The sequence below is a fragment of the Halorientalis brevis genome (genome assembly GCF_042678165.1).
GTDB lineage: Archaea > Halobacteriota > Halobacteria > Halobacteriales > Haloarculaceae > Halorientalis > Halorientalis brevis.
This window is the reverse complement of the sequence record NZ_JBHUDJ010000014.1, coordinates 622991-640306: the sequence shown is the minus strand read 5'-3', so window position 1 is coordinate 640306 and position 17316 is coordinate 622991. Positions and strand designations below refer to the sequence as shown.

22 protein-coding genes are annotated in these 17316 nt (G+C 65.2%); 6 read left to right on the top strand and 16 right to left on the bottom strand.

Annotated elements, in window-relative coordinates; all coding sequences use genetic code 11:
• Positions 1-510: 510 nt before the first annotated feature.
• Positions 511-1194, bottom strand: a complete 684-nt coding sequence (nth, locus tag ACFR9U_RS19815; RefSeq protein ID WP_247378930.1) for an endonuclease III — start codon at positions 1192-1194, stop codon at positions 511-513.
• Positions 1195-1291: 97 nt separating this feature from the next.
• On the opposite strand from nth, the gene ACFR9U_RS19810 reads away from it, so the two are divergent.
• Positions 1292-2155: an RIO1 family regulatory kinase/ATPase domain-containing protein gene (locus tag ACFR9U_RS19810; protein ID WP_247378928.1), complete on the top strand. Its 864-nt coding sequence runs from the start codon at positions 1292-1294 to the stop codon at positions 2153-2155.
• Between the two features lie 17 nt (positions 2156-2172).
• On the opposite strand, the gene ACFR9U_RS19805 is transcribed toward ACFR9U_RS19810, so the two are convergent.
• Positions 2173-2775 carry a cupredoxin domain-containing protein gene (locus ACFR9U_RS19805; RefSeq protein ID WP_247378926.1) on the bottom strand — a complete coding sequence of 201 codons (603 nt, stop codon included), beginning with the start codon at positions 2773-2775 and terminating at the stop codon, positions 2173-2175.
• 132 nt (positions 2776-2907) lie between these two features.
• Between ACFR9U_RS19805 and ACFR9U_RS19800 the strand changes: the two genes are divergently transcribed.
• Positions 2908-4446 carry an aldehyde dehydrogenase family protein gene (locus ACFR9U_RS19800; RefSeq protein WP_247378924.1) on the top strand — a complete coding sequence of 513 codons (1539 nt, stop codon included), beginning with the start codon at positions 2908-2910 and terminating at the stop codon, positions 4444-4446.
• A gap of 229 nt (positions 4447-4675) precedes the next feature.
• Here ACFR9U_RS19800 and ACFR9U_RS19795 read toward each other — a convergent pair whose 3' ends face one another.
• The 4 genes from ACFR9U_RS19795 to ACFR9U_RS19780 form a co-directional block, all read right to left on the bottom strand.
• A complete protein-coding gene (locus ACFR9U_RS19795; RefSeq protein WP_247378922.1) occupies positions 4676-5488 on the bottom strand; it encodes a carbon-nitrogen family hydrolase in 813 nt (270 codons plus the stop codon).
• Position 5489: 1 nt separating this feature from the next.
• Positions 5490-5918: a CoxG family protein gene (locus tag ACFR9U_RS19790; protein WP_247378920.1), complete on the bottom strand. Its 429-nt coding sequence runs from the start codon at positions 5916-5918 to the stop codon at positions 5490-5492.
• Positions 5919-5974: 56 nt separating this feature from the next.
• On the bottom strand, positions 5975-6199 hold the full coding sequence (locus tag ACFR9U_RS19785) for a DUF7123 family protein (RefSeq protein WP_247378918.1): 225 nt from the start codon (positions 6197-6199) through the stop codon (positions 5975-5977).
• 79 nt (positions 6200-6278) lie between these two features.
• Complete coding sequence (locus tag ACFR9U_RS19780) at positions 6279-6464, bottom strand: DUF7525 family protein (protein WP_247378916.1); 186 nt, start codon at positions 6462-6464, stop codon at positions 6279-6281.
• A 144-nt stretch (positions 6465-6608) separates the two neighbouring features.
• On the opposite strand from ACFR9U_RS19780, the gene ACFR9U_RS19775 reads away from it, so the two are divergent.
• Together ACFR9U_RS19775 and ACFR9U_RS19770 are read left to right on the top strand one after the other, a co-directional pair.
• The gene (locus tag ACFR9U_RS19775) at positions 6609-7847 is read left to right on the top strand and encodes an LEA/WHy family protein (protein WP_247378914.1); all 1239 of its coding nucleotides are present in this window, start codon (positions 6609-6611) and stop codon (positions 7845-7847) included.
• 211 nt (positions 7848-8058) lie between these two features.
• Positions 8059-8451: a DUF7528 family protein gene (locus ACFR9U_RS19770; protein WP_345893384.1), complete on the top strand. Its 393-nt coding sequence runs from the start codon at positions 8059-8061 to the stop codon at positions 8449-8451.
• A gap of 52 nt (positions 8452-8503) precedes the next feature.
• On the opposite strand, the gene ACFR9U_RS19765 is transcribed toward ACFR9U_RS19770, so the two are convergent.
• The 3 genes from ACFR9U_RS19765 to ACFR9U_RS19755 all read right to left on the bottom strand — a co-directional run bounded on the left by ACFR9U_RS19765 (position 8504) and on the right by ACFR9U_RS19755 (position 11462).
• Positions 8504-9538, bottom strand: a complete 1035-nt coding sequence (locus tag ACFR9U_RS19765; RefSeq protein WP_247378909.1) for a phosphate uptake regulator PhoU — start codon at positions 9536-9538, stop codon at positions 8504-8506.
• Between the two features lie 104 nt (positions 9539-9642).
• Positions 9643-10710, bottom strand: a complete 1068-nt coding sequence (locus ACFR9U_RS19760) for an ATP-NAD kinase family protein (RefSeq protein WP_247378907.1) — start codon at positions 10708-10710, stop codon at positions 9643-9645.
• A 47-nt stretch (positions 10711-10757) separates the two neighbouring features.
• A complete protein-coding gene (locus ACFR9U_RS19755; protein WP_247378905.1) occupies positions 10758-11462 on the bottom strand; it encodes a hypothetical protein in 705 nt (234 codons plus the stop codon).
• A 99-nt stretch (positions 11463-11561) separates the two neighbouring features.
• Here ACFR9U_RS19755 and ACFR9U_RS19750 point away from each other — a divergent pair, with 99 nt between their 5' ends.
• Positions 11562-11702 carry a hypothetical protein gene (locus tag ACFR9U_RS19750; RefSeq protein WP_247378903.1) on the top strand — a complete coding sequence of 47 codons (141 nt, stop codon included), beginning with the start codon at positions 11562-11564 and terminating at the stop codon, positions 11700-11702.
• 3 nt (positions 11703-11705) lie between these two features.
• Here ACFR9U_RS19750 and ACFR9U_RS19745 read toward each other — a convergent pair whose 3' ends face one another.
• The 5 genes from ACFR9U_RS19745 to tfe all read right to left on the bottom strand — a co-directional run bounded on the left by ACFR9U_RS19745 (position 11706) and on the right by tfe (position 15224).
• Positions 11706-12404, bottom strand: coding sequence for a competence/damage-inducible protein A (locus tag ACFR9U_RS19745; protein WP_247378901.1), 699 nt, complete (start codon positions 12402-12404; stop codon positions 11706-11708).
• Between the two features lie 72 nt (positions 12405-12476).
• Positions 12477-13190 (bottom strand): chemotaxis protein CheC, encoded by a 714-nt coding sequence (locus tag ACFR9U_RS19740; protein WP_247378899.1) that lies wholly within the window; start codon positions 13188-13190, stop codon positions 12477-12479.
• 74 nt (positions 13191-13264) lie between these two features.
• Positions 13265-14032, bottom strand: a complete 768-nt coding sequence (locus ACFR9U_RS19735) for a DUF5803 family protein (protein ID WP_247378897.1) — start codon at positions 14030-14032, stop codon at positions 13265-13267.
• Complete coding sequence (locus ACFR9U_RS19730; protein WP_247378895.1) at positions 14029-14694, bottom strand: DUF2110 family protein; 666 nt, start codon at positions 14692-14694, stop codon at positions 14029-14031. The genes ACFR9U_RS19735 and ACFR9U_RS19730 overlap by 4 nt, the downstream gene beginning before the upstream one ends.
• Positions 14694-15224 carry a transcription factor E gene (tfe, locus tag ACFR9U_RS19725; RefSeq protein ID WP_247378893.1) on the bottom strand — a complete coding sequence of 177 codons (531 nt, stop codon included), beginning with the start codon at positions 15222-15224 and terminating at the stop codon, positions 14694-14696. Before tfe ends, ACFR9U_RS19730 begins: the two co-directional genes overlap by 1 nt.
• A gap of 101 nt (positions 15225-15325) precedes the next feature.
• Here tfe and ACFR9U_RS19720 point away from each other — a divergent pair, with 101 nt between their 5' ends.
• Positions 15326-15976, top strand: coding sequence for a hypothetical protein (locus ACFR9U_RS19720; RefSeq protein ID WP_247378891.1), 651 nt, complete (start codon positions 15326-15328; stop codon positions 15974-15976).
• Here the strand turns inward: ACFR9U_RS19720 and ACFR9U_RS19715 are convergent, their stop codons facing one another.
• Together ACFR9U_RS19715 and ACFR9U_RS19710 are read right to left on the bottom strand one after the other, a co-directional pair.
• Positions 15977-16525, bottom strand: coding sequence for a tRNA (cytidine(56)-2'-O)-methyltransferase (locus ACFR9U_RS19715; RefSeq protein WP_247378888.1), 549 nt, complete (start codon positions 16523-16525; stop codon positions 15977-15979).
• A gap of 47 nt (positions 16526-16572) precedes the next feature.
• Entirely contained in the window at positions 16573-17148 is a 576-nt protein-coding gene (locus tag ACFR9U_RS19710) for a hypothetical protein (RefSeq protein ID WP_247378886.1), read from the bottom strand.
• Between the last annotated feature and the right edge of the window lie 168 nt (positions 17149-17316).

Sequence of the window (17316 nt, the reverse complement as noted above, 5' to 3'; positions counted from 1 at the left end):
GGCCTGGGGGTCGTCGGTCGGGGGCCCGACCGACTCGTCAGCGGGAGGGAAACGGAGAATTCGAGGGGAGATGAGAGAGGTACACTGTGTGTGGCAGCGTCGAATCGCGGTGATGGCGTGAGTGCCGATTGCGTCTCCTAGTGGTTCGCTCCGAAACAACTGGGTCGGCGTGGAACGACTGGCCGGCAGCACAGCGAGACAGCGCGATGGCGTCCGATACCGCCCTCCAATGCACGACCTCGTCTGTGAAGTGATACCACGTCGGAACAGCCCGAGAGGTGTCCCGAATGCCGTGCTGTCGACCGTTCCTCGTCTCGTAAGGTCTTCCTATCGACCCTACGATTAGGTAGCGACCTGCTACTGCATTAACTGTTTTTTCGGCTTCCAGGGGGTTACTCAGAAGATAGTGGCCAGTTGGTCCCTCCACTGATAGTCGTCCGTCCCGATTCCGTCGATCGAATCGCGGGCGGTAATCTGCTCGTTCCGTCTGGTAGCGGGGCCTTACCGGGCTCACCAGGGCTCGCCGCTCGCGAGGTCGACCTCGCTGTCTCCCTTGGCCGACGGGCAGATGTCCGCGAGGACGCACTCTCCACAGTCGGGATTGCGCGCCGTACAGGTCGCGCGCCCGTGACTGATGAGCAGGTGCGTGAAGGCCTGCCACTCGTCGTCGGGAACGAGGGGCATCAGGTCTGTTTCGATGGCTTCCGGCCGCTCCTCCTCGGTGATGCCGAGCCGACGCGTCAGCCGCTGGACGTGCGTGTCGACGACGATGCCCTCGACGACGTCGTGGCCGTGCTGGAGGACGACGTTCGCGGTCTTCCGGCCGACGCCCGGCAGGTCGGTGAGGTCGCTCATCGTGTCCGGGACCTCGCCGTCGTGTTCGTCTCTGATCTTCCGGCAGGCGTCTGTGATGTAGCCCGCCTTGTTGTTGTAGTAGGTCACCGAGTTGAGATCCTCGGCCAGTTCGTCCGTGTCGACCTCGGCGTAGTCGTCCGGGGACTGGTACTTCTCGAAGAGGTCGGCGGTGACTTTGTTCACGCGTTCGTCGGTGCATTGGGCGCTGAGGACGACCGCGACGAGCAGTTCGAGTCGATTGGAGAAGTTCAGCGAGATCGTCGAGTCGGGATACTCCTCGTGGAGGCGGTCGATGACTTCCTGTGCCTGCTCCGCGCGCGAGTCGAGCGGCGTTCCCATACGAGAGGGGCCGGCCGGTGATGACTTGTGGCTGTCGAGTTCTGTGCGGTCGGCTGGACCGAAGGGATATACCGCTGGCTGTCGTTCCAGTGGGTGTATGGCTATTCGTCGGCTGCTCCGCGGGCAGCTCTCGTGGGCACGTCTCGAACCCGTCGTGAAGGAGGTGTGTGATCGGTACGACCTCCCGGAGGGCGACGTCGAGTTCCTCGAAGCCGACAACTGGCTCTCGACGCCCCTGGTGGTCGACGAACAGGTGTTCGTGAAGGTCATCTCCGGTCAGAACTCCATCGTCCACGCGCTGTTGACGGCCGGACGCAACCTCGGCGCCTTTTCGAGCGGGACCGAGGGCTTTTTCGAGCACTTCGATGCGCCGGTCGAGATGGCCGAACACGAACTCGCCGCGACCGAGCGGATGCGCGAACTCGGGATCAACGCCCCCGAGCCGCTGGAGGCGTTCGAGGTCGACGGCCTCGGCGTGCTCGTCATGGAGTACCTGCCGGCGTTCCGCACGCTGGACGAACTCGACTCGGCGACAGTGGCGGCGTACGCCCCGGCGCTGTTCGACGCCCTCGCGACGATGCACGACAACGGACTCGCCCACGGCGACCTCCGCGAGGAGAACGTGCTCGTCGCCGGTGGCGGTCCCGCGAGCGACGTGAGCGAGACCTCGGCGGACGGGCAGCCCGCCGGTGAACTGTTCTTCATCGACGCGACGAGCGTCTCCGAGGCGAGCATCGACGACGCCCGGTCCTACGACGTGGCCTGTGCGCTCGGGTCGCTGACGCCCCACATCGGCGCGCGAGAGACGGTTCACGCGGCGCTGTCCGCGTACTCGCCGGCGGAGCTCCTGGGGGCACGCGAGTTCCTGGATTTCGTCAACATCCGCCCGGACCACAGCTTCGACGCCGCTGCGGTCAAAGGCGAGATCGAAAAGGCTGCAACACGCCCGCACGGGGCGTGAGCGGTGTCGGTCAGAACTTATTCACACGGGAGCGAGCCGGCGCGGCTGGCGTCGCCGACGAGGACCACGCCGCACATCGTCGATTTGCCGTGGATCGAGCAGTAGTACTCGTAGGTCCCCGGATCGTCGAAGGTGTAGTTGATCTCTTCGCCACCCTCGGCTTCTTCCTGGAAGTCCCACTGCGTCGCACCGCTGTTGAACTGGGCGCTCGTGACGTCGTGGGGAATCCCGTCGCGGTTGACCCAGCGAACTTCCGTCCCTGGTTCGACTGAGACCTCCATCGGCGCGAACGCCAAGTTGTCGATGTCGACGACCTGTCCGTCGGGTTCCGGCGTCGCCGTCTGGGTCGTCTCCGTGGCGTTCGTGTCGGTCGTCGTGTCAGCGGGCGACTCGGTCGCGTTCTGCGTCGTCTGCGTGTCGGTTTCCGTGGGCAATTCTGTGGGCTCCGTCGTCTCCGTCGTCTCGGTCTGCATTCCACCTGCGCCCGTCGGTTCGGTCGTGTCTGCTGAAGCGCCGTTCGGTTCCGTGGTCGTGTTCCCACCCTGGTCTGCACAGCCGGCAACGAGTCCAGCCAGTGATACACCACCAATTCGGAGGACGGCACGTCTATCGAGACGCATGCAACCGAGATTCAACGTCCAGGTACCTGAAACCAAGGGTGGAATCTGTTGGCAAATATTTTACGACGAACTGTGAGGTTCGCGCGGGAGTGGCTTTTTCACCTCGCGTGTGCAATCATTGCCGGTGATTCTATGAGTCAGGAAGGCCAGGCCCCGTTCGAGCAGTACATCGACGGCGAGTGGGTCGCGGGCAGCGGCAGCGAGACGTTCGAGAGCACCGATCCCGCGACCGGCGAGTCGCTGGGCGAGTTCCACCGTGCGACAGAGGCAGACGTTCGGCGCGCAGTCGCGGCGGCGGACGACGCCTTCGAGGCGTGGCGCGACCGGTCGTACGTCGACCGGGCCGAACACCTCTGGGACATCTACCACGAACTGCGCGAGCGCACGGACGAACTCGGTGAAGTCGTCACCAGAGAGTGCGGCAAAGAGATCAGCGAGGGCCGCGCGGACGTCGTCGAAGCGTACCACATGGTCGAGTGGGCCGCCGGCAACGCGCGCCACCCTCACGGCGACGTGGTGCCCTCCGAGATCGCGAGCAAGGACTCGTACATGCGGCGGAAACCACGGGGCGTCGTCGGCTGCATCACGCCGTGGAACTTCCCGGTCGCGATCCCGTTCTGGCACATGGCCGTCGCGCTCGTCGAAGGCAACACCGTGGTCTGGAAACCCGCCGAGCAGACCCCGTGGTGTGGCCAGATCGTCGCCGAAATGTTCGCGGACGCTGGGGTTCCCGACGGCGTGTTCAACGTGGTCCAGGGCTTCGGCGACGCCGGCAACGCCATCGTCGAGGACGAGCGCGTCCCGACGGTTCTCTTTACGGGTTCTGCAGAGGTCGGGCACAAGATCGCAGGGAAACTCGGCGGCGAACCCGGTCGCGAGGTGTCCGTCGAGATGGGCGGGAAGAACGCCGTCGTCGTCACCGAACAGGCGGACCTGGACGTCGCGGTCCACTCGGCAGTGATGTCCTCGTTCAAGACCACCGGCCAGCGCTGCGTCTCCAGCGAGCGCCTGATCGTCCACGAGGACGTGTACGACGAGTTCAAAGCGCGCTTCGTCGATCTCGCCGAGGACGTGGCCGTCGGCGACCCGCTCGACGAGGACACGTTCATGGGGCCGGTCGTCGACGAGAGCCAGGTCGAGAAGTTCCACCGGTACAACGACCTCGCGCGCGAGGAAGGCGTGACTGTCCTCGTGGACCGCGCCGACCTTGACGACGACGAGATTCCCGAGGGACACGAACAGGGCCACTGGATCGGGCCGTTCGTCTACGAGACCGAGTACGATCCCGAACTCCGCTGTCTCAAAGAAGAGGTGTTCGGCCCCCACGTCGCGTTGATTCCCTACAGCGGGGACGTCGAGCGAGCCGTCGAGATTCACAACGACGTCCCGTACGGACTGGCGGGCGCGATCATCAGCGAGGACTACCGCCAGCTCAACTACTACCGCGACCACGCCGAGGTGGGCCTCGCGTACGCGAACCTCCCGTGTATCGGCGCGGAGGTCCAGCTCCCGTTCGGCGGCGTCAAGAAGTCCGGGAAAGGGTCGCCCTCTGCCCGGGAGGTCATCGAGGCGGTCACCGACCGAACGGCGTGGACGCTGAACAACTCGACGGACATCGAGATGGCACAGGGGTTGTCCGCCCAGATCACGACGAGCGACGACGGCGACTGATCGTCGCGAGTAAGTCATTCCGTGAGGATGAAAGTCCCGGCAGGCCGACGCTCCCTGCCGGGGACGCGCCGACGGGACGAGGCAGATTGCGACTGGGTGGCTGTCCGGACAGCCATCGTCGCAACGGTGGCCGAGCAGCGAGGCGGGTGCGTCCTGTGATGCCGGTCGTGACGTGAAAAGCGCCGTACCGGCACCAATCGGTACGGCACCCCAGAAAATAAATATTCGGTTAGGTTCGCCGGTCCCGAAGCGCCGGGAACTCGTCGCGGACCGCCTGGACGCGGTCCGGTTCGATCGTGGCGGTCACGAGCGTCGGGTCGTCGTCGGCGCTCGCGAGCACAGTCCCCCACGGGTCGTACACTGTCGACCGACCGAGCAGGGTCGCGTCGTCGAACGCTCCGCTCCCGTTGATCGTGGCCACGTAATACTGGTTCTCGATCGCCCGCGTGCGGGGGAGCGTCTGCCAGTGCTCGACGCGGGGATAGGGCCACGCGCTCGGGACGAGCACCAGGGTCGCGCCGGCTTCGACCAGTCGCCGATACAGCTCCGGGAACCGGAGGTCGTAACAGGTCGTCATCCCGACGGTGAACCCCTCGAACTCGACGGTCGGGACTGCCTCGCCGGGGACGAGCAGCTCCTGTTCGGCCGACCCGTACCCGAAGAGGTGTCGTTTCCGGTACACCGCCTGCCGCTCTCCGTCGCGGTCGAAGAAGACGCTGGTGTTGGCCAGCCCATCGGTGGCCGGGACTGTGGCGTCCGACTCCCGGGCGGTCGCAGCCAGGTCCTCGACGATGCTCCCGGCCAGCACTGCCACGTCGTGTTCCCGGGCCGTCGCAGAAATCTCCGCAAGCGTCGGGCCGGCCAGTGACTCTGCGCGGCGGCTGTAGCTGTCGAACGCGAAGTAGCCGACGTTGAAGACCTCGGGGAGTGCAACGAGGTCGACGCCTTCGGCAGCGGCGTCGGCAATGGCGTCTCGTGCGCGCGTGACGTTTTCGGAGACGTCGCCGCTCTCGATGGCCAGTTGTGCGAGTGCGAGCTTCATCTTAGGCCTCGATTCCGAGATCCACGAGCAGCGCCTGTTCGATGTTGTGCAGTTCCTGGTCCATGTTCCGTTTGAAGTAGCGCTCGACGCCGGGGAGTTTGCCGTCGACGGTAAAACGAGTAATCAGGCGCGTCCCGCCGTCGATGGGTTCCAGTTCGTGTTCGCCGACGACGCGCATCACCTTCGAGCGGCCGACGAACTCCACCTCGGTTGGCGGTTCGAACTGCGTGTCTTCCGTCTCGACGGCGATGGATCTGTCGACGACGGGGATCGGGAGCTTGAGGTACCAGGTCGCGGCGTGCTCACCGGTCTGCTCGAAGTCGGTGACGACGCTGATCGGCCGGGCGCGCTTCTCCGGGTCAGCGATGAACGACCATACCTCCTCGGGCTCTGCCGGCAACTCGAACGTTCGCTCGACCCGGACAGTCATACCCCCACTTGGGGTCCCGCGTCAAAAAAGAGTGCGACTCGACTCGCAGCGCGTAATCACGCGCGCGTGACTCGCCAGGTGGTCGACCGCGCACGTCCCCACTTTTCGATCTCGACCTCGTCGGATTTCTCTGCCAACCGGGGCAGACGAGCACCGACCTGCTTTGCGGACAGGCCGATACTCTCGGCGATGTTTTTGGCGCGGACGTACGACTCACCTCCAGCGACCTGGTCGCGGAGGTGCTCTATAATGCGTTGTTCCTCCTCGCTGTAATCGGTCATACCAGAACTAGGCGGTGCTGACTTTTAACGGTTTGTTTCCGGTAAATGTCGCGTGCCTACCGATACAAACGAAGCGTGTTCACGAGAAAATGTGGATCACTGCGACGGCGATCGACCCCGCGATCATCGCGAGTGCGAACCCCCAGCCGGTGGTGAGTTGGTCCGCCGAGGCGATGAACATCACGAGCGCTCCGATGATGGCGACGACTCCGAAGACGAGGCCGAGTCCCAGCGATTTGTCCGACTGCAGTCCGGTTTCTGCCATTAGGGCTGGATTCCGCCAGCGCGTACTTAGTTCATACGGATACTGCCTGTCACCTCCGTATTCCTGCGATCGAACTACCGACTGGCCGCACACTCCAGGCCAGAAGACATATCCTACCGCTTCTACTCCGATGTATCGAAGCGTATGTCTCGGCTCAAGGACCAATTTCTCGGCAGTACTGCGCGGATCGCTGCGACGGCCGTGCTCTCGATCGCCGTCGTGGTCGCACTCGGCGTTCTGTTCGGCCTGTTCGGCGTCCCTGGGGTCGCAGCCGTCCAGAACAGTTTCGGCCCGGTCAACGACTCGACGACGACGATCCACACCGACCTCGTCGTCTCGAACCCGAACCCGGTCGGCGTCTCGCTCGGCGGGTCGACCGTCAACTACACCGTGTCGATGAACGACGTTCGGATGGCCAGTGGACAGAAAGAGGGCATCGAGGTCGGCAGAGGGAACTCGACGCTCTCTTTTACGACGTACATGCGAAACGAGCGCATCCCGGCCTGGTGGCGCTCCCACGTCGCGAACGGCGAGCAGACCCAGGTGCTGATCGACGCCTCGGTGCGTTCATCGACGTTGGGAGGCAGAACCGTGTCGCTCCCACAGAAAAAGCAGGTCGAGACGGACGTCATCGGGCAGTTCAACTCGACCGAAACCCGCCCGATCAACGCGAACCGCGCGTTCGTCTCCGACCCGGTGCTGTACGTCAACGAGACGAACGCCCAGTGGGATCAGGCGGGCCTCTCCCGCGAGCGTACGCCGATCAACATGAGCTTCGACGTGTACAACCCCAAACCGTGGCCCTACGCGGTCACGGAGATCGGCTACACGATCACGATGAACAACGTGACGGTCGGTGAAGGGAGCACTGAGGAGGTCGCGACCGTCATGCCCGGTACGACCGAGCGGCTCCGGACCGAGACCGCGATGCGAAACCAGCGGCTGGACGAGTGGTGGGTGAGCCACCTGCAGCGCGACCAGGTCACGGACCTGCGGATCGACTTCTACCTCGTCGTCGATCCCGAAACGAACGCCGGGCTGGGGAGCGTCGGGGCGTTCCGGATTCCACTGGACCCGATCGATTACGAGCGGACCATCGAGACGGACATCTTCGGCACCAAGAACGAAACGACCGCCAATACCAGCACGAGCGACGACAGCGCTGACCGGACCCCGACTCCCGGCCGAGAAGACGAGACCGACCAATCGACCTCGACCTCGGCTGCCGACACGACGACTGCCCGGGACACGGCGGCTGCCGATGACGGCACCACGACGGCTGACCGGTCGACCACGTCGGGCGACGACGGTGGCCTGTTCGGGGACGACACCGGTTCGACGCCCGAGACGGCGACTGACGACGGCGGACTGCTCGGCTCGTGAATATCTATCTGTTAGTTGCTAGGTTTTAAAGACCCCGTTCACGCCCACAGTAGGGTTTTATCCGTTGCCGCGAAAACGTGGTATCGCATGACACGGAGTGTTACCGCTCCTGATCGAGTTCTTCGACGGTGATGAAGAGCCCGATGGGGGGGTAGGGGTAACGACACAGGGAGAATCGATCCTCGTGACTATCGGCGACCAGACGCACGAACTGTCGCGCGAACAGGCTCGCGAGCTCCAGGCCGCGATTGGGGACGCGATGACTCGGAAACGCGAGTTCCTGCACACCGCAGGCGAACACCGCGAAGACGGCAAATACGTCGTCTCCCGTCGGAGTGCCGATTCGGCGGGCAACACGAAGGTGTTCGAGGACTTCGCGAACCTGCGGCGACTGTTCGAGCGGTTACCGGCGGAGTTCACCGCCGAGGACGTCAGTCGGACGGGGATCACGGGGTCGCGCCGGCACATGCTGGTGCGTCACTTCGCGGAACATCCCGCGTTCGACTGCTCGATCACGACGCGCAACCCGCTGACAGTTCGGAAAACAGCGACGAGCGCCGACAGGGGTTCCGAGGGGGAATCCGACTCGGCCACTGCCGACTGAGCGTTCCGCTCGGTCCGCGCAGTCTCACTGTTGCGCCTGCCCGGGAGCGCCGTCACCTGATGGTGGTGTGAACCGACTCTTCGTTGAGCGCCAGGTTCGTCGCGATCTCGGCGTTCCGCACGGCGTACTGAGCGGTCTGCTGAAGACTGACCAGTACCTCACGGACGCGGAGCAGGTCCTGGTTGTCCATCTCCGGGAGGTCCGAGAGGATTTCCTGCTCGCGGTTGCCGATGTCGGCGTACAGTTCGCGTACCTCGATCGCGGTGTCGTAGTCGCGGTTGACGGCAGCCGCGACACCTTTCTCGGTGATGTCGTTGACCTGGTCGGTGAACTCGCGGATGCGCCGCATCGTCGAGGACTCGACGTTCAGGGTGTGGCCGTCGGTCTCGAGGACGATCTCGGCGATGTCCTCGGCGTTGTCCGCGGTGAGTTCGAGGTTCTTCGCGATCGAGCGGTAGCCGATCAGCGGGAAGCCGTTGTCCAGCCCGACCGCCCGGGCGAGGTTCGGGTTCTGGTAGGCGGTGAAGATCAGGCGCAGGAGGAGCACGAAGATCTTGTTGGCCTGTCGCTCCCGGTTGAGCGCGCGCTGTGCGAGGTCGGGATTGCCGTGGGCGAGCGCCTTGACTGCCTCGTTGCGCATCGTCGAGCCGGTGGACTCGAGCCGTTCCAGGAGGTTGTCGAGCGTGAAGTCCTCGGGGTCGACCGAACAGCGGATCGCGATCCGCTCGGGCGTCTCTTCGATGACGCCCAGGCCCATGAGCTGGGTCTCGGCGTTGTAGACGGCGTTGATGTGTTCGCTCTTGAGCGTGCCGTCCTCGCCGGCTTCGACGTGGATGATGCGCCGCCCGAGCACGTACTGGGCGACGATCGCGCGTTCGACCGCGTCCGCATCGAGATCCTCGGCGTAGATGATGGCTTCCGACTCTTCGCTCTGGACTGACTCTGGCATCACCGTCAGCGTGCCTTTGCCGCCGATTCGGAGGGAGACCTCGTCGCCCTTCTCGACGTGGTGCTCCTGGGCCCATTCGGCCGGGAGCGTCATCGCGAGGGTCGACGGACCGAGTCGTTGCACCTTACGGGTTTCCATATGCCCTTTGTCAGTCGTCGCCACCCTTAATCTTGTCTATACACCACTTATGACGCCGAGGAATATAATATCTCTTCGTGATGGTTCCGCGATCTGGTGTGTTCCTAAACCACTTTCATCAGCCGGCGCTCGAAGCGACCGACGCGCACCTGGAGCCACCCGCGGAGTTCGTCGTCTAACTCGGGGTCACCTGTGTCGACGCGCAACACGCCGATGTCGTCCAGTTTCCGCTTCGAGGCGACCACTTCGAGGTCGCACCGGCGAATCACGTCGGGAGAGAGTTGCTGATTGCCGCGGCCGAAGACGAATCCCTGCCCGCCGATGGGTGAGACCACGATGACGTTCTCGTCGCCCAGCGCGTCCAGAATCTCGCGTTCGCTCCCGTCCTCCACGAGCACGGCGTCGTCACGCCAGACGTCGACGCCGAGCGCGGTGCCCTCGAATCCGAGTGCGTCCTTGACCGCGCCGACCGTACTGCCGGGACCGAGAACGTAGGTGACGCCCGCCTGCGCTTCTCGGGCGACGCCTTCGGCGAGACTCTCGACGGTCCCGCCGCCGAGTTGCTTGCTGGCCTGGCGCTGGTCTGCCGCCGGCACCCTGACGACGCCGCGCAGTTCGGTGTGGACCTCACCCTCGCGGTACTCGTCCTCGTCGATGTCGTTGACTTCGGCCGTCTCGGTGTCGGTGTAGGACGCCGCGACCTGGCCCGCGGCGCGCGGCGTGACGCCGAACACCTCGGAATAGACTTTCACGCCAGCCGGCACCCCGAGCACGGGCGTGTCGTCGCCGAGTTCGTCCAGGGTTTCGGCCACGTCGACGGCCGTGCCGTCGCCTCCGACGAACAGGACGAGGTGCACGTCGTTGGCGACCAGATCGCGGACCGCCCGTCGCGTGTCGTCGGCCGTCGTCTCCTCGCCGGCCGGTTCGCCGACGACGACGGGTTCGAAGCCCGCTGCGCGGACGGCGTCGGCCCCCATCGCCCCGCCGTAGGTCAGGACCTCGGTGTCGGGTGCCAGTTCCTGGAGCCGTTCGAGCGCTTCGTGAGCGCGGTCGGGCGCCCGCGGTTCCGCGCCCCGCGCTCGGGCCTCGTCGACTTTCCCGTCGGTTCCCTTGAGCCCCACGCGACCACCCATCCCCGCGATCGGATTGACGACGACGCCGATACGACGCATTACCAGTCGATACTCGTGCCGCCCTCAAAAGGCGTCCGGGCCGCGACTCACTCGCCCATCGCGCCGAGGAGCAAGCGGACGTTCGTCCCCAACGTCGTGACGAGCGCACGGGGGAACCGACGCCGTGCGCCTGCCAGCGCGTCGTCGAGAGCGGCGGCGGCTTCGTCGAGTATTCCCTCGCCGTGGCCGAACAGGATGCGCTCAGGGCTCAGATCGCCGAGTGCCTCCCGTGGCGGGAACAGGCGGTGCGTGAGAAACACGCCGAGTCGCTCGTCGCCGACAGCGTATCCGGGCGCCGTGCCGAGGAGGTCGGGGACGTACAGCGTCCCGTCGCGTTCGCGGTAGGCGATCGCTTCCTCCCAGCCCGGAATCGGTTCACAGCGCCGAACCGAGAACCCGGAGTCGCCGGGCTCGGTGTTGAACCGCTCGACGGGCGCGTCGACGCGCTCTGGGACTCGGCCGAGCCAGTGGGGGACGTGGACGGCGACGTCGTGTCGCCTCGCGATGGCACCGGCGTCCCTGGCGTGATAGCTCGAGAGGACGGCCACGCCGGCGACGTCTCCGAACTCGGCGAGCAGGTCGTCGAGGCGGGGCACGTCCAGCGGATCGAGCAGCCAGACGCCGTCGTCGGCCTCGACGGCGTGGCTCGCCCGTCGGCCGTCCTCGTCCGGGTGCGCGAGCCAGCCGACGCCGCTGTCCCAGCGGTCGATCGCGCGAGACGAACTGGCAGGGGACCGTTCGTAGGCGGGCATACGCGAGCGGTGTCGCCCCGCTGGCATCAATCCACTGTCAGTGGGACTGGGCGGGCGGAGTCCGGGATTGTTAAGATGGAGGGGTTGGAACGGCCGCTTATGAACGTCGTACTCGCAGAACAAGCCGCAAACGCGACCGGAGCCGGTGTGCAAGAGGGAATCATCAACAGTGCCGGAGCCGCGGTCGGCCTCGTGGGCCTCGTTCTGGTGGCCGCCTGGTGGGCGTACTTCTACCGCTGACGCTCACCCGTCGGGTTCCGGCGGATCGACGCGCTCACTGAGCCAGGCGGCCGCCGCATCGACCGCGGCTTCGTCCGTGCTCTCGAACTTGATGCGAACGGGATCGCCGGGATAGCTCCCGACCTTCACGTCGAAGCGCTCGCGGACGTCGCGGATGCGGTCGAGCATCGCGCTCTCGGGCTCGTCGGCCTCGACCGTCGCCGTGTACCGACGCGCTCCCTCGAACTCGTCGGCGACGTCTTCGAACATCGTTTTCATCTCGTCGGGCACGCCCGGCAGGACGTACACGCTATCGATGACGCAGCCGGGGGCGACGCCCGCCCGGTTGGGGAGCATTCGGGCTCCCGCGGGAATCTCGGCGGTTCCCTCGGTCAGGTCCTCGCGAGCGTACCCGCCGTGTTCTTCGAGCCAGTCCAGGACGTCCTCGCTTTTGACCACGTCGCGACCGAACGCAGCGGCGACGCCGTCCATCGTCACGTCGTCGTGGGTCGGTCCCAGCCCGCCCGTGACGACGACGGCGTCGTACTCCGCGCGGTACTCGTTGACCACGCGGGCGATCTCGGCGAGCCGGTCGGGAATGACCGTCACCCGTTCGACGGTCGCCCCGCGCTCGGCGAGGCGGCTCCCCAACCAGGCGGCGTTCGTGTTGACCGTGTCCCCCGCGAGCAACTCGTCTCCCACAGTGACCAGCGCGACACGCATGTCTCCCGGTTGGCGAGCCGCAGGTAAAAGTCCATCAGGTGCCCGTCGACGCGGCGGCGTCCCCGGTCGGATTCAGAGATCTTCGAACGCCGTGTGTCCGGTGTCGAGGTCCTCCGGCTCCGCGTCGTCGTCCGAGTCGTCGACGTCGGCCAGGACGTCCTCGATCTCGAGTTCTTCGGTCCTGATGTCGTCCATGTCCATGTGGTCGATCAGATTGACGAACGAGCCGGGGTCGGGAATCAGGAAGATCCGGATCTGGAACTCGGTGCCCGGGTCAGTGACGTTGACGTGGGAGTCCAGCACGACCGCCAGCGAGTCATTTCTGACGTGCGAGAGGTTGTCCGCCATCAACTTCCGCCCAGTCCCGTGTTCGAGCTGTGGCGTCCCCATCTCGATCGACGACCCCAGCGTGTTCGCCATCCCGTCGATGAACCCCGACGTGAAGATGTTGCACATCTCCTGGAGCGCGCTCTCCTGCAGCTGTGTCAATTCGCCGTCAACTTGGGTCCCGGTCATCTCTTCGGCGATGCTCTCGGCGGTGCCCTCGTTGAACGTCATGATGAAGTCGCCGTAGGGTGGCTCGGTGAGGTTGATCGTCGCCGAGAACACCGACTCGTCGCCGATGTCCTCGGGGATGTCACCGGGCGTGACCAGCGAGAGGCTCTTGACGGCGACCTCGGCGTTGAGTCCAGCGAGCGTTTCGAGCGAGTTCGCGACGTTGCCTGCCCCGCTTTCCATCAACACGTTGATGATACGGAGCTTCCGGACGTCGATAAGCAGGGGCATTCGGTGTCCGACAACGAATGGGAGCAATTAGTGGTTTCGGACGATTCACCTGCGTGAATTCGCGCCGACTGCGTTCACCCCATTCCGGGCGGCGGTCCACCGTCGTTGGAGTCGTCGCCGGTGTCGACGTCCAGCCCGACTTCTTCACGTCGTTGTTCGAGTTCGCGAATCTGCCGGAGGTAATAGAGGACGCCGATAGCGCCCAGCACCAGCATGAGGGCGAACAGGGCACCGAACAGCAGCAGGTCCCGCGCGAGGTACCATCTGACCGAAATCGACCTGGACTGAACGTCGTTCCACGCGACCGTCACGCGGTCGTTTTCGAGCGTCGTCTCGTAGTCCCGTGGACTGACCTGGGCGAGAATCGGGACCCCGACCCGTGCGCCCGGCGGGAGCGTCACCTCGTAGGTGCCACTGACGAAGGTCGGCAGGCCGAACTGTTTGCCCGACCGCGGCGATCGGAAGGCGAGTTTCCCGTCGTCGGCCGGCAGCGAGACGATCGCTTTCTTTCGCTGCAACTCGACGTTCTCGGCCGAGACGTTCGTCACCGTGCCGTTCGGATACCGGAACTTCACGCCCTCGACGTCGAGGGGGTGTCTCGTCCCCAGCGCGTCACGCTGGTAGAGGTCGATCTCCGAGCGGTTCTCGATCGCGTACACGGCGGTGTACTCGTTGCGCGTGACGTTGAACGTCGCGTTGGCGGTCGTGTTCCAGTCGTAACTGACGTTCTGCTCGATCTTCGCCGGATCGGGCTCGCCCGGGCCGAGAATCGTCGAACACCCGGCGAGGGCCGCGACGACCGCGAGCAGGCCGACGCCGACGAGGAGTCGCCGTCGCGTCACGGTACCACGGCGAGCAGCTCCGCCGGCAGGTACCCGCCGATGCTGGCCAGCAGCCCCGGCGGATCGGTCTCCTCGCGACAGACGATGCTCCCCTCCAGCAGTCCGAGTCGCTCGACGGTCACGATGTCCTGGGCGTGGCCCGCACGGTTGACCGTCGCGCGGATCTCCGAGCGCGTCGCGCTGTTGACGTTGACCCGACCAGCGCCACGCGTCCAGTCGTACAGGCGATCACGTTCTTCGTCGGCCAGACGCGGCGGCTCGTCCCAGACGAAGCGGAGCGGCATGTGCTGGACCAGCCCGTAGCGCTTGCGAATCTGCTCGGGCGTTCCCTGTCCGAGACCGAGTTCGCTGGCCGGAATCCGCACTTCCTGGCCGGCGTCGAGAACGAATCCGTCCTCGTCCCAGCCTTCGAGCGTGCCGACGTAGGTTTCGCCGGACTCGAAGTGGGCGGTGATCTCGCCCCACTCCTCGCGGAGCAGGTTCCGGGCGACGACCGCGTCGTCGCCGTCGACGGTCACCGACGGGAAGTCGTCGTCGCGGATTCCGACGTCGACCGTCACGTCCAGATCGCCGACCTCGTTGTCGATCATCGACCGCAGGCTATCGAGCGCCCGGTCGCGGGCGTCGCCACCGACGTACAGCTTCGTTGCGAGGACGACCATCAGGCTTCAGTCTCTGTTTCGACGTTTAGCTCGTCACGGAGTGCCGCGACGCGTTCCTCCATCGCGTCGACGAGCCGCGTGTTTTCCATCGCGTCGACGGGCGAGCCACATTCGGGACACTCGAACCCGAAGTCCATCGCCTCGCCGAACTCGAAGCGGATGCCACAGACCTCACAGAGGTAGAACTCGTTGTCGCGCTCGTACTCGCGGCGCTGTTCCAGCGCGTCCAGGAGGCGGTACATCTCCTCTTCGAGTTTCTCCGGGATCTTGTCGTACTCGAACGTCCAGAGGTAGGTGAGCCACCCGGAGTCCTCGTCGCGGAGACGACGGTAAGTCGCCAGGTCGTTCTCGTAGAGAATGAACAGCGCCCGGCGAACGTCGTTGAGTTCGAGGCCGAGTTCCTCCGCGAGCTCCTCGTCCGTTACCTCGCCGTCCGGCGGTGCCGCAGCGACCGGCATCCCCTTCGGTCCCACCAGTTCGTGGAGGTACTTCTGTATAACCGGGTCCTCCAGGAGTTCCTCAAAAGCCATTGGCTGTTTATCCGAGCGTGAATCGTTTAAAGGCACCGGAGTGTTTTCCACTCTGGAATCCCTCAGCAACACGCAGGTACCCTCTACCCGACAGTCGAACCATGACTCGACCCCTCCGGATTGCCGTCCGTGACCGCCTCTCGTTGCGCAGCGGCCTGTACGCCGTCGGACTCCTCGTTCTCTTTCGGGTCGTCTTCGAGATGGCCTGGGAGACCGTCGGCGTCCTGGCGGCGATCGCCCTCTTCACGGAATCGTTCGATGTCGCTAGCGCCGTTCCCGATCTCGACGAACGGTACCTGCTGTTCGTCTTCAGTCTGTTCCCCATCGGCATCGGCGCGGTGCTGCTCCGGACCGGCGACGATCCCGTTCTCGGTGGCGCCGCCGTCGCGACCGGCGGTTGGCTCCTGCTCGACACCGTGTACAACCTCCGCACCGGGCACCATCCCGGCAGTTCCGACGAGGACATCAAAGCGACTGACGCGATGCTCCTGATGCAGGTCGGGAACCTCGTCGCAGACGAACTGCAGGACGGACCGAAGACGGTGCCGGAACTCGCCGCGGCCTGCGACATGACGGAATCCCGGGTTCGCGACGCGCTGGCGTTCCACGAGCGGGCGGGCACCGCCTACGAGGACGATGGCGAGTGGCACCTCGACGACTCGAAGATCGGTCCCTGGGCGTTCGTTCGGGATAACGCCATTCGAATCGGGGGCCGTCTCGTCCGTCCCTTCCGGCTGTTCGTCCCGTCGTGATTACTCGTCTGCCGGCGCTTCGACGCGCTTGCCGACTTCCTGCGGGATCACGACCTTTTCGGCGTCCTCCCACTCGCGGTCGAGTTCGCGCCCCTCGAACAGCCTGTCGAGAAAGACGGCCAGCGAGGCGATCTCCGAGTGGGGCTGGTTGGTGACGGCGACGTTCCAGTCGGCCCACTCGTACACCTCGAAGGGAACCTTTTCGGCGCCGACGACCACCAGGAGGGGCTGCCGGTCGGCCTGATGCGCGTCGCGGATCTCGGCTTCGACCTCCTGGACTTCGAGCCCGTACATCGTGAGGTGAACGACGCGGCCGTCCCAGTCGCGGACGATCGGTCGCCAGGACTCGACGGTCTCGGTCTCGAAGGGGCCGCCGAAGCGGTCGGTGATGTCGAGTACGGTGTCCGCGCGACTGCTGGCCTGGCCGGCCAGAATCACGCGGTCGGCCCCCAGCGCCCGCGCGGTCAAGCCGACGTGCGTGGTGATGCGCTCGTCGCGGCCCGGGCGGTGGCCGAGTCGGAGCACCGCGACTTCGGGTTCGGTCTGCATACCCGCCCGAACGGTCGTCTGTGGTTAGGGGGTTTCGATACGGCGAGTCAGACTGTCTCTTTGTCCAGGGGCTCGTTCAGACTCTCGGTCGTGAAAAACTCCACGCCGTCCCGTTCGGTGTAGACGCCCATCACCGTGACGACGGGACTGACCCGGCCCAGCAGCATCACGTCGAGGCGGCTCAGGTGACTCTCGTTGTACCCGACGTGGCTGTGAACGTTCCCGATCAGTCGGGGGTTCTGCCCGGCAGCCACCTGGGACGCTGTCTCGGGGATACAGGTGAACGCGATCCGGTCCTCGCGCTGGAATATCGTCTGTGCCCTGACCACCTCCGTCACGCGGATGTGCGTCCGGTTTTTCGACCCGTAGAGACACCAGCCCTCCTCGTGGGTCGTGTTGTACTCACGTTCGATCTCGCGCAGTTCGGACGCGTCGACGACGACAGTCCGGTCGTCGTTGCTGTACGCCGTCTTCCCCATCGACAATCCTACCGAGCCGAAATACCAGACGAACAGCAGCTGCGTCGTGAGCAACGCGACCACGAGGACGGCCGACAGTCTCGCGAGTGCCTGCTTCGTGTATCGGCGTTCGAACCAGTCTGTCAGCCAGGTCAACGGATTCATCGCTTAGCGTCGTCGTCCCCACAGCGTCGGCCGGTAAGGGCCACTTACCGCGACCCTCCCGCTCATCGCCGCTGTGGTAGTTACCGGCCGTGCTCGTGGCGGTAAGAAAACACTACTTTCCCGCTGGTCTACTGTTCATCACCGTTTACTTGCGGCTTCGATGCGCAC

Excerpts from the sequence above, each read along its gene's own strand:
- nth (WP_247378930.1), bottom strand. The coding sequence starts at position 1,194 with ATGGGAACGCCGCTCGACTCGCGCGCGGAGCAGGCACAGGAAGTCATC.
- ACFR9U_RS19810 (WP_247378928.1), top strand. The coding sequence starts at position 1,292 with ATGGCTATTCGTCGGCTGCTCCGCGGGCAGCTCTCGTGGGCACGTCTC.
- ACFR9U_RS19805 (WP_247378926.1), bottom strand. The coding sequence starts at position 2,775 with ATGCGTCTCGATAGACGTGCCGTCCTCCGAATTGGTGGTGTATCACTG.
- ACFR9U_RS19800 (WP_247378924.1), top strand. The coding sequence starts at position 2,908 with ATGAGTCAGGAAGGCCAGGCCCCGTTCGAGCAGTACATCGACGGCGAG.
- ACFR9U_RS19795 (WP_247378922.1), bottom strand. The coding sequence starts at position 5,488 with ATGAAGCTCGCACTCGCACAACTGGCCATCGAGAGCGGCGACGTCTCC.
- ACFR9U_RS19790 (WP_247378920.1), bottom strand. The coding sequence starts at position 5,918 with ATGACTGTCCGGGTCGAGCGAACGTTCGAGTTGCCGGCAGAGCCCGAG.
- ACFR9U_RS19785 (WP_247378918.1), bottom strand. The coding sequence starts at position 6,199 with ATGACCGATTACAGCGAGGAGGAACAACGCATTATAGAGCACCTCCGC.
- ACFR9U_RS19780 (WP_247378916.1), bottom strand. The coding sequence starts at position 6,464 with ATGGCAGAAACCGGACTGCAGTCGGACAAATCGCTGGGACTCGGCCTC.
- ACFR9U_RS19775 (WP_247378914.1), top strand. The coding sequence starts at position 6,609 with ATGTCTCGGCTCAAGGACCAATTTCTCGGCAGTACTGCGCGGATCGCT.
- ACFR9U_RS19765 (WP_247378909.1), bottom strand. The coding sequence starts at position 9,538 with ATGGAAACCCGTAAGGTGCAACGACTCGGTCCGTCGACCCTCGCGATG.
- ACFR9U_RS19760 (WP_247378907.1), bottom strand. The coding sequence starts at position 10,710 with ATGCGTCGTATCGGCGTCGTCGTCAATCCGATCGCGGGGATGGGTGGT.
- ACFR9U_RS19755 (WP_247378905.1), bottom strand. The coding sequence starts at position 11,462 with ATGCCCGCCTACGAACGGTCCCCTGCCAGTTCGTCTCGCGCGATCGAC.
- ACFR9U_RS19750 (WP_247378903.1), top strand. The coding sequence starts at position 11,562 with ATGAACGTCGTACTCGCAGAACAAGCCGCAAACGCGACCGGAGCCGGT.
- ACFR9U_RS19745 (WP_247378901.1), bottom strand. The coding sequence starts at position 12,404 with ATGCGTGTCGCGCTGGTCACTGTGGGAGACGAGTTGCTCGCGGGGGAC.
- ACFR9U_RS19740 (WP_247378899.1), bottom strand. The coding sequence starts at position 13,190 with ATGCCCCTGCTTATCGACGTCCGGAAGCTCCGTATCATCAACGTGTTG.
- ACFR9U_RS19730 (WP_247378895.1), bottom strand. The coding sequence starts at position 14,694 with ATGGTCGTCCTCGCAACGAAGCTGTACGTCGGTGGCGACGCCCGCGAC.
- tfe (WP_247378893.1), bottom strand. The coding sequence starts at position 15,224 with ATGGCTTTTGAGGAACTCCTGGAGGACCCGGTTATACAGAAGTACCTC.
- ACFR9U_RS19720 (WP_247378891.1), top strand. The coding sequence starts at position 15,326 with ATGACTCGACCCCTCCGGATTGCCGTCCGTGACCGCCTCTCGTTGCGC.
- ACFR9U_RS19715 (WP_247378888.1), bottom strand. The coding sequence starts at position 16,525 with ATGCAGACCGAACCCGAAGTCGCGGTGCTCCGACTCGGCCACCGCCCG.
- ACFR9U_RS19710 (WP_247378886.1), bottom strand. The coding sequence starts at position 17,148 with ATGAATCCGTTGACCTGGCTGACAGACTGGTTCGAACGCCGATACACG.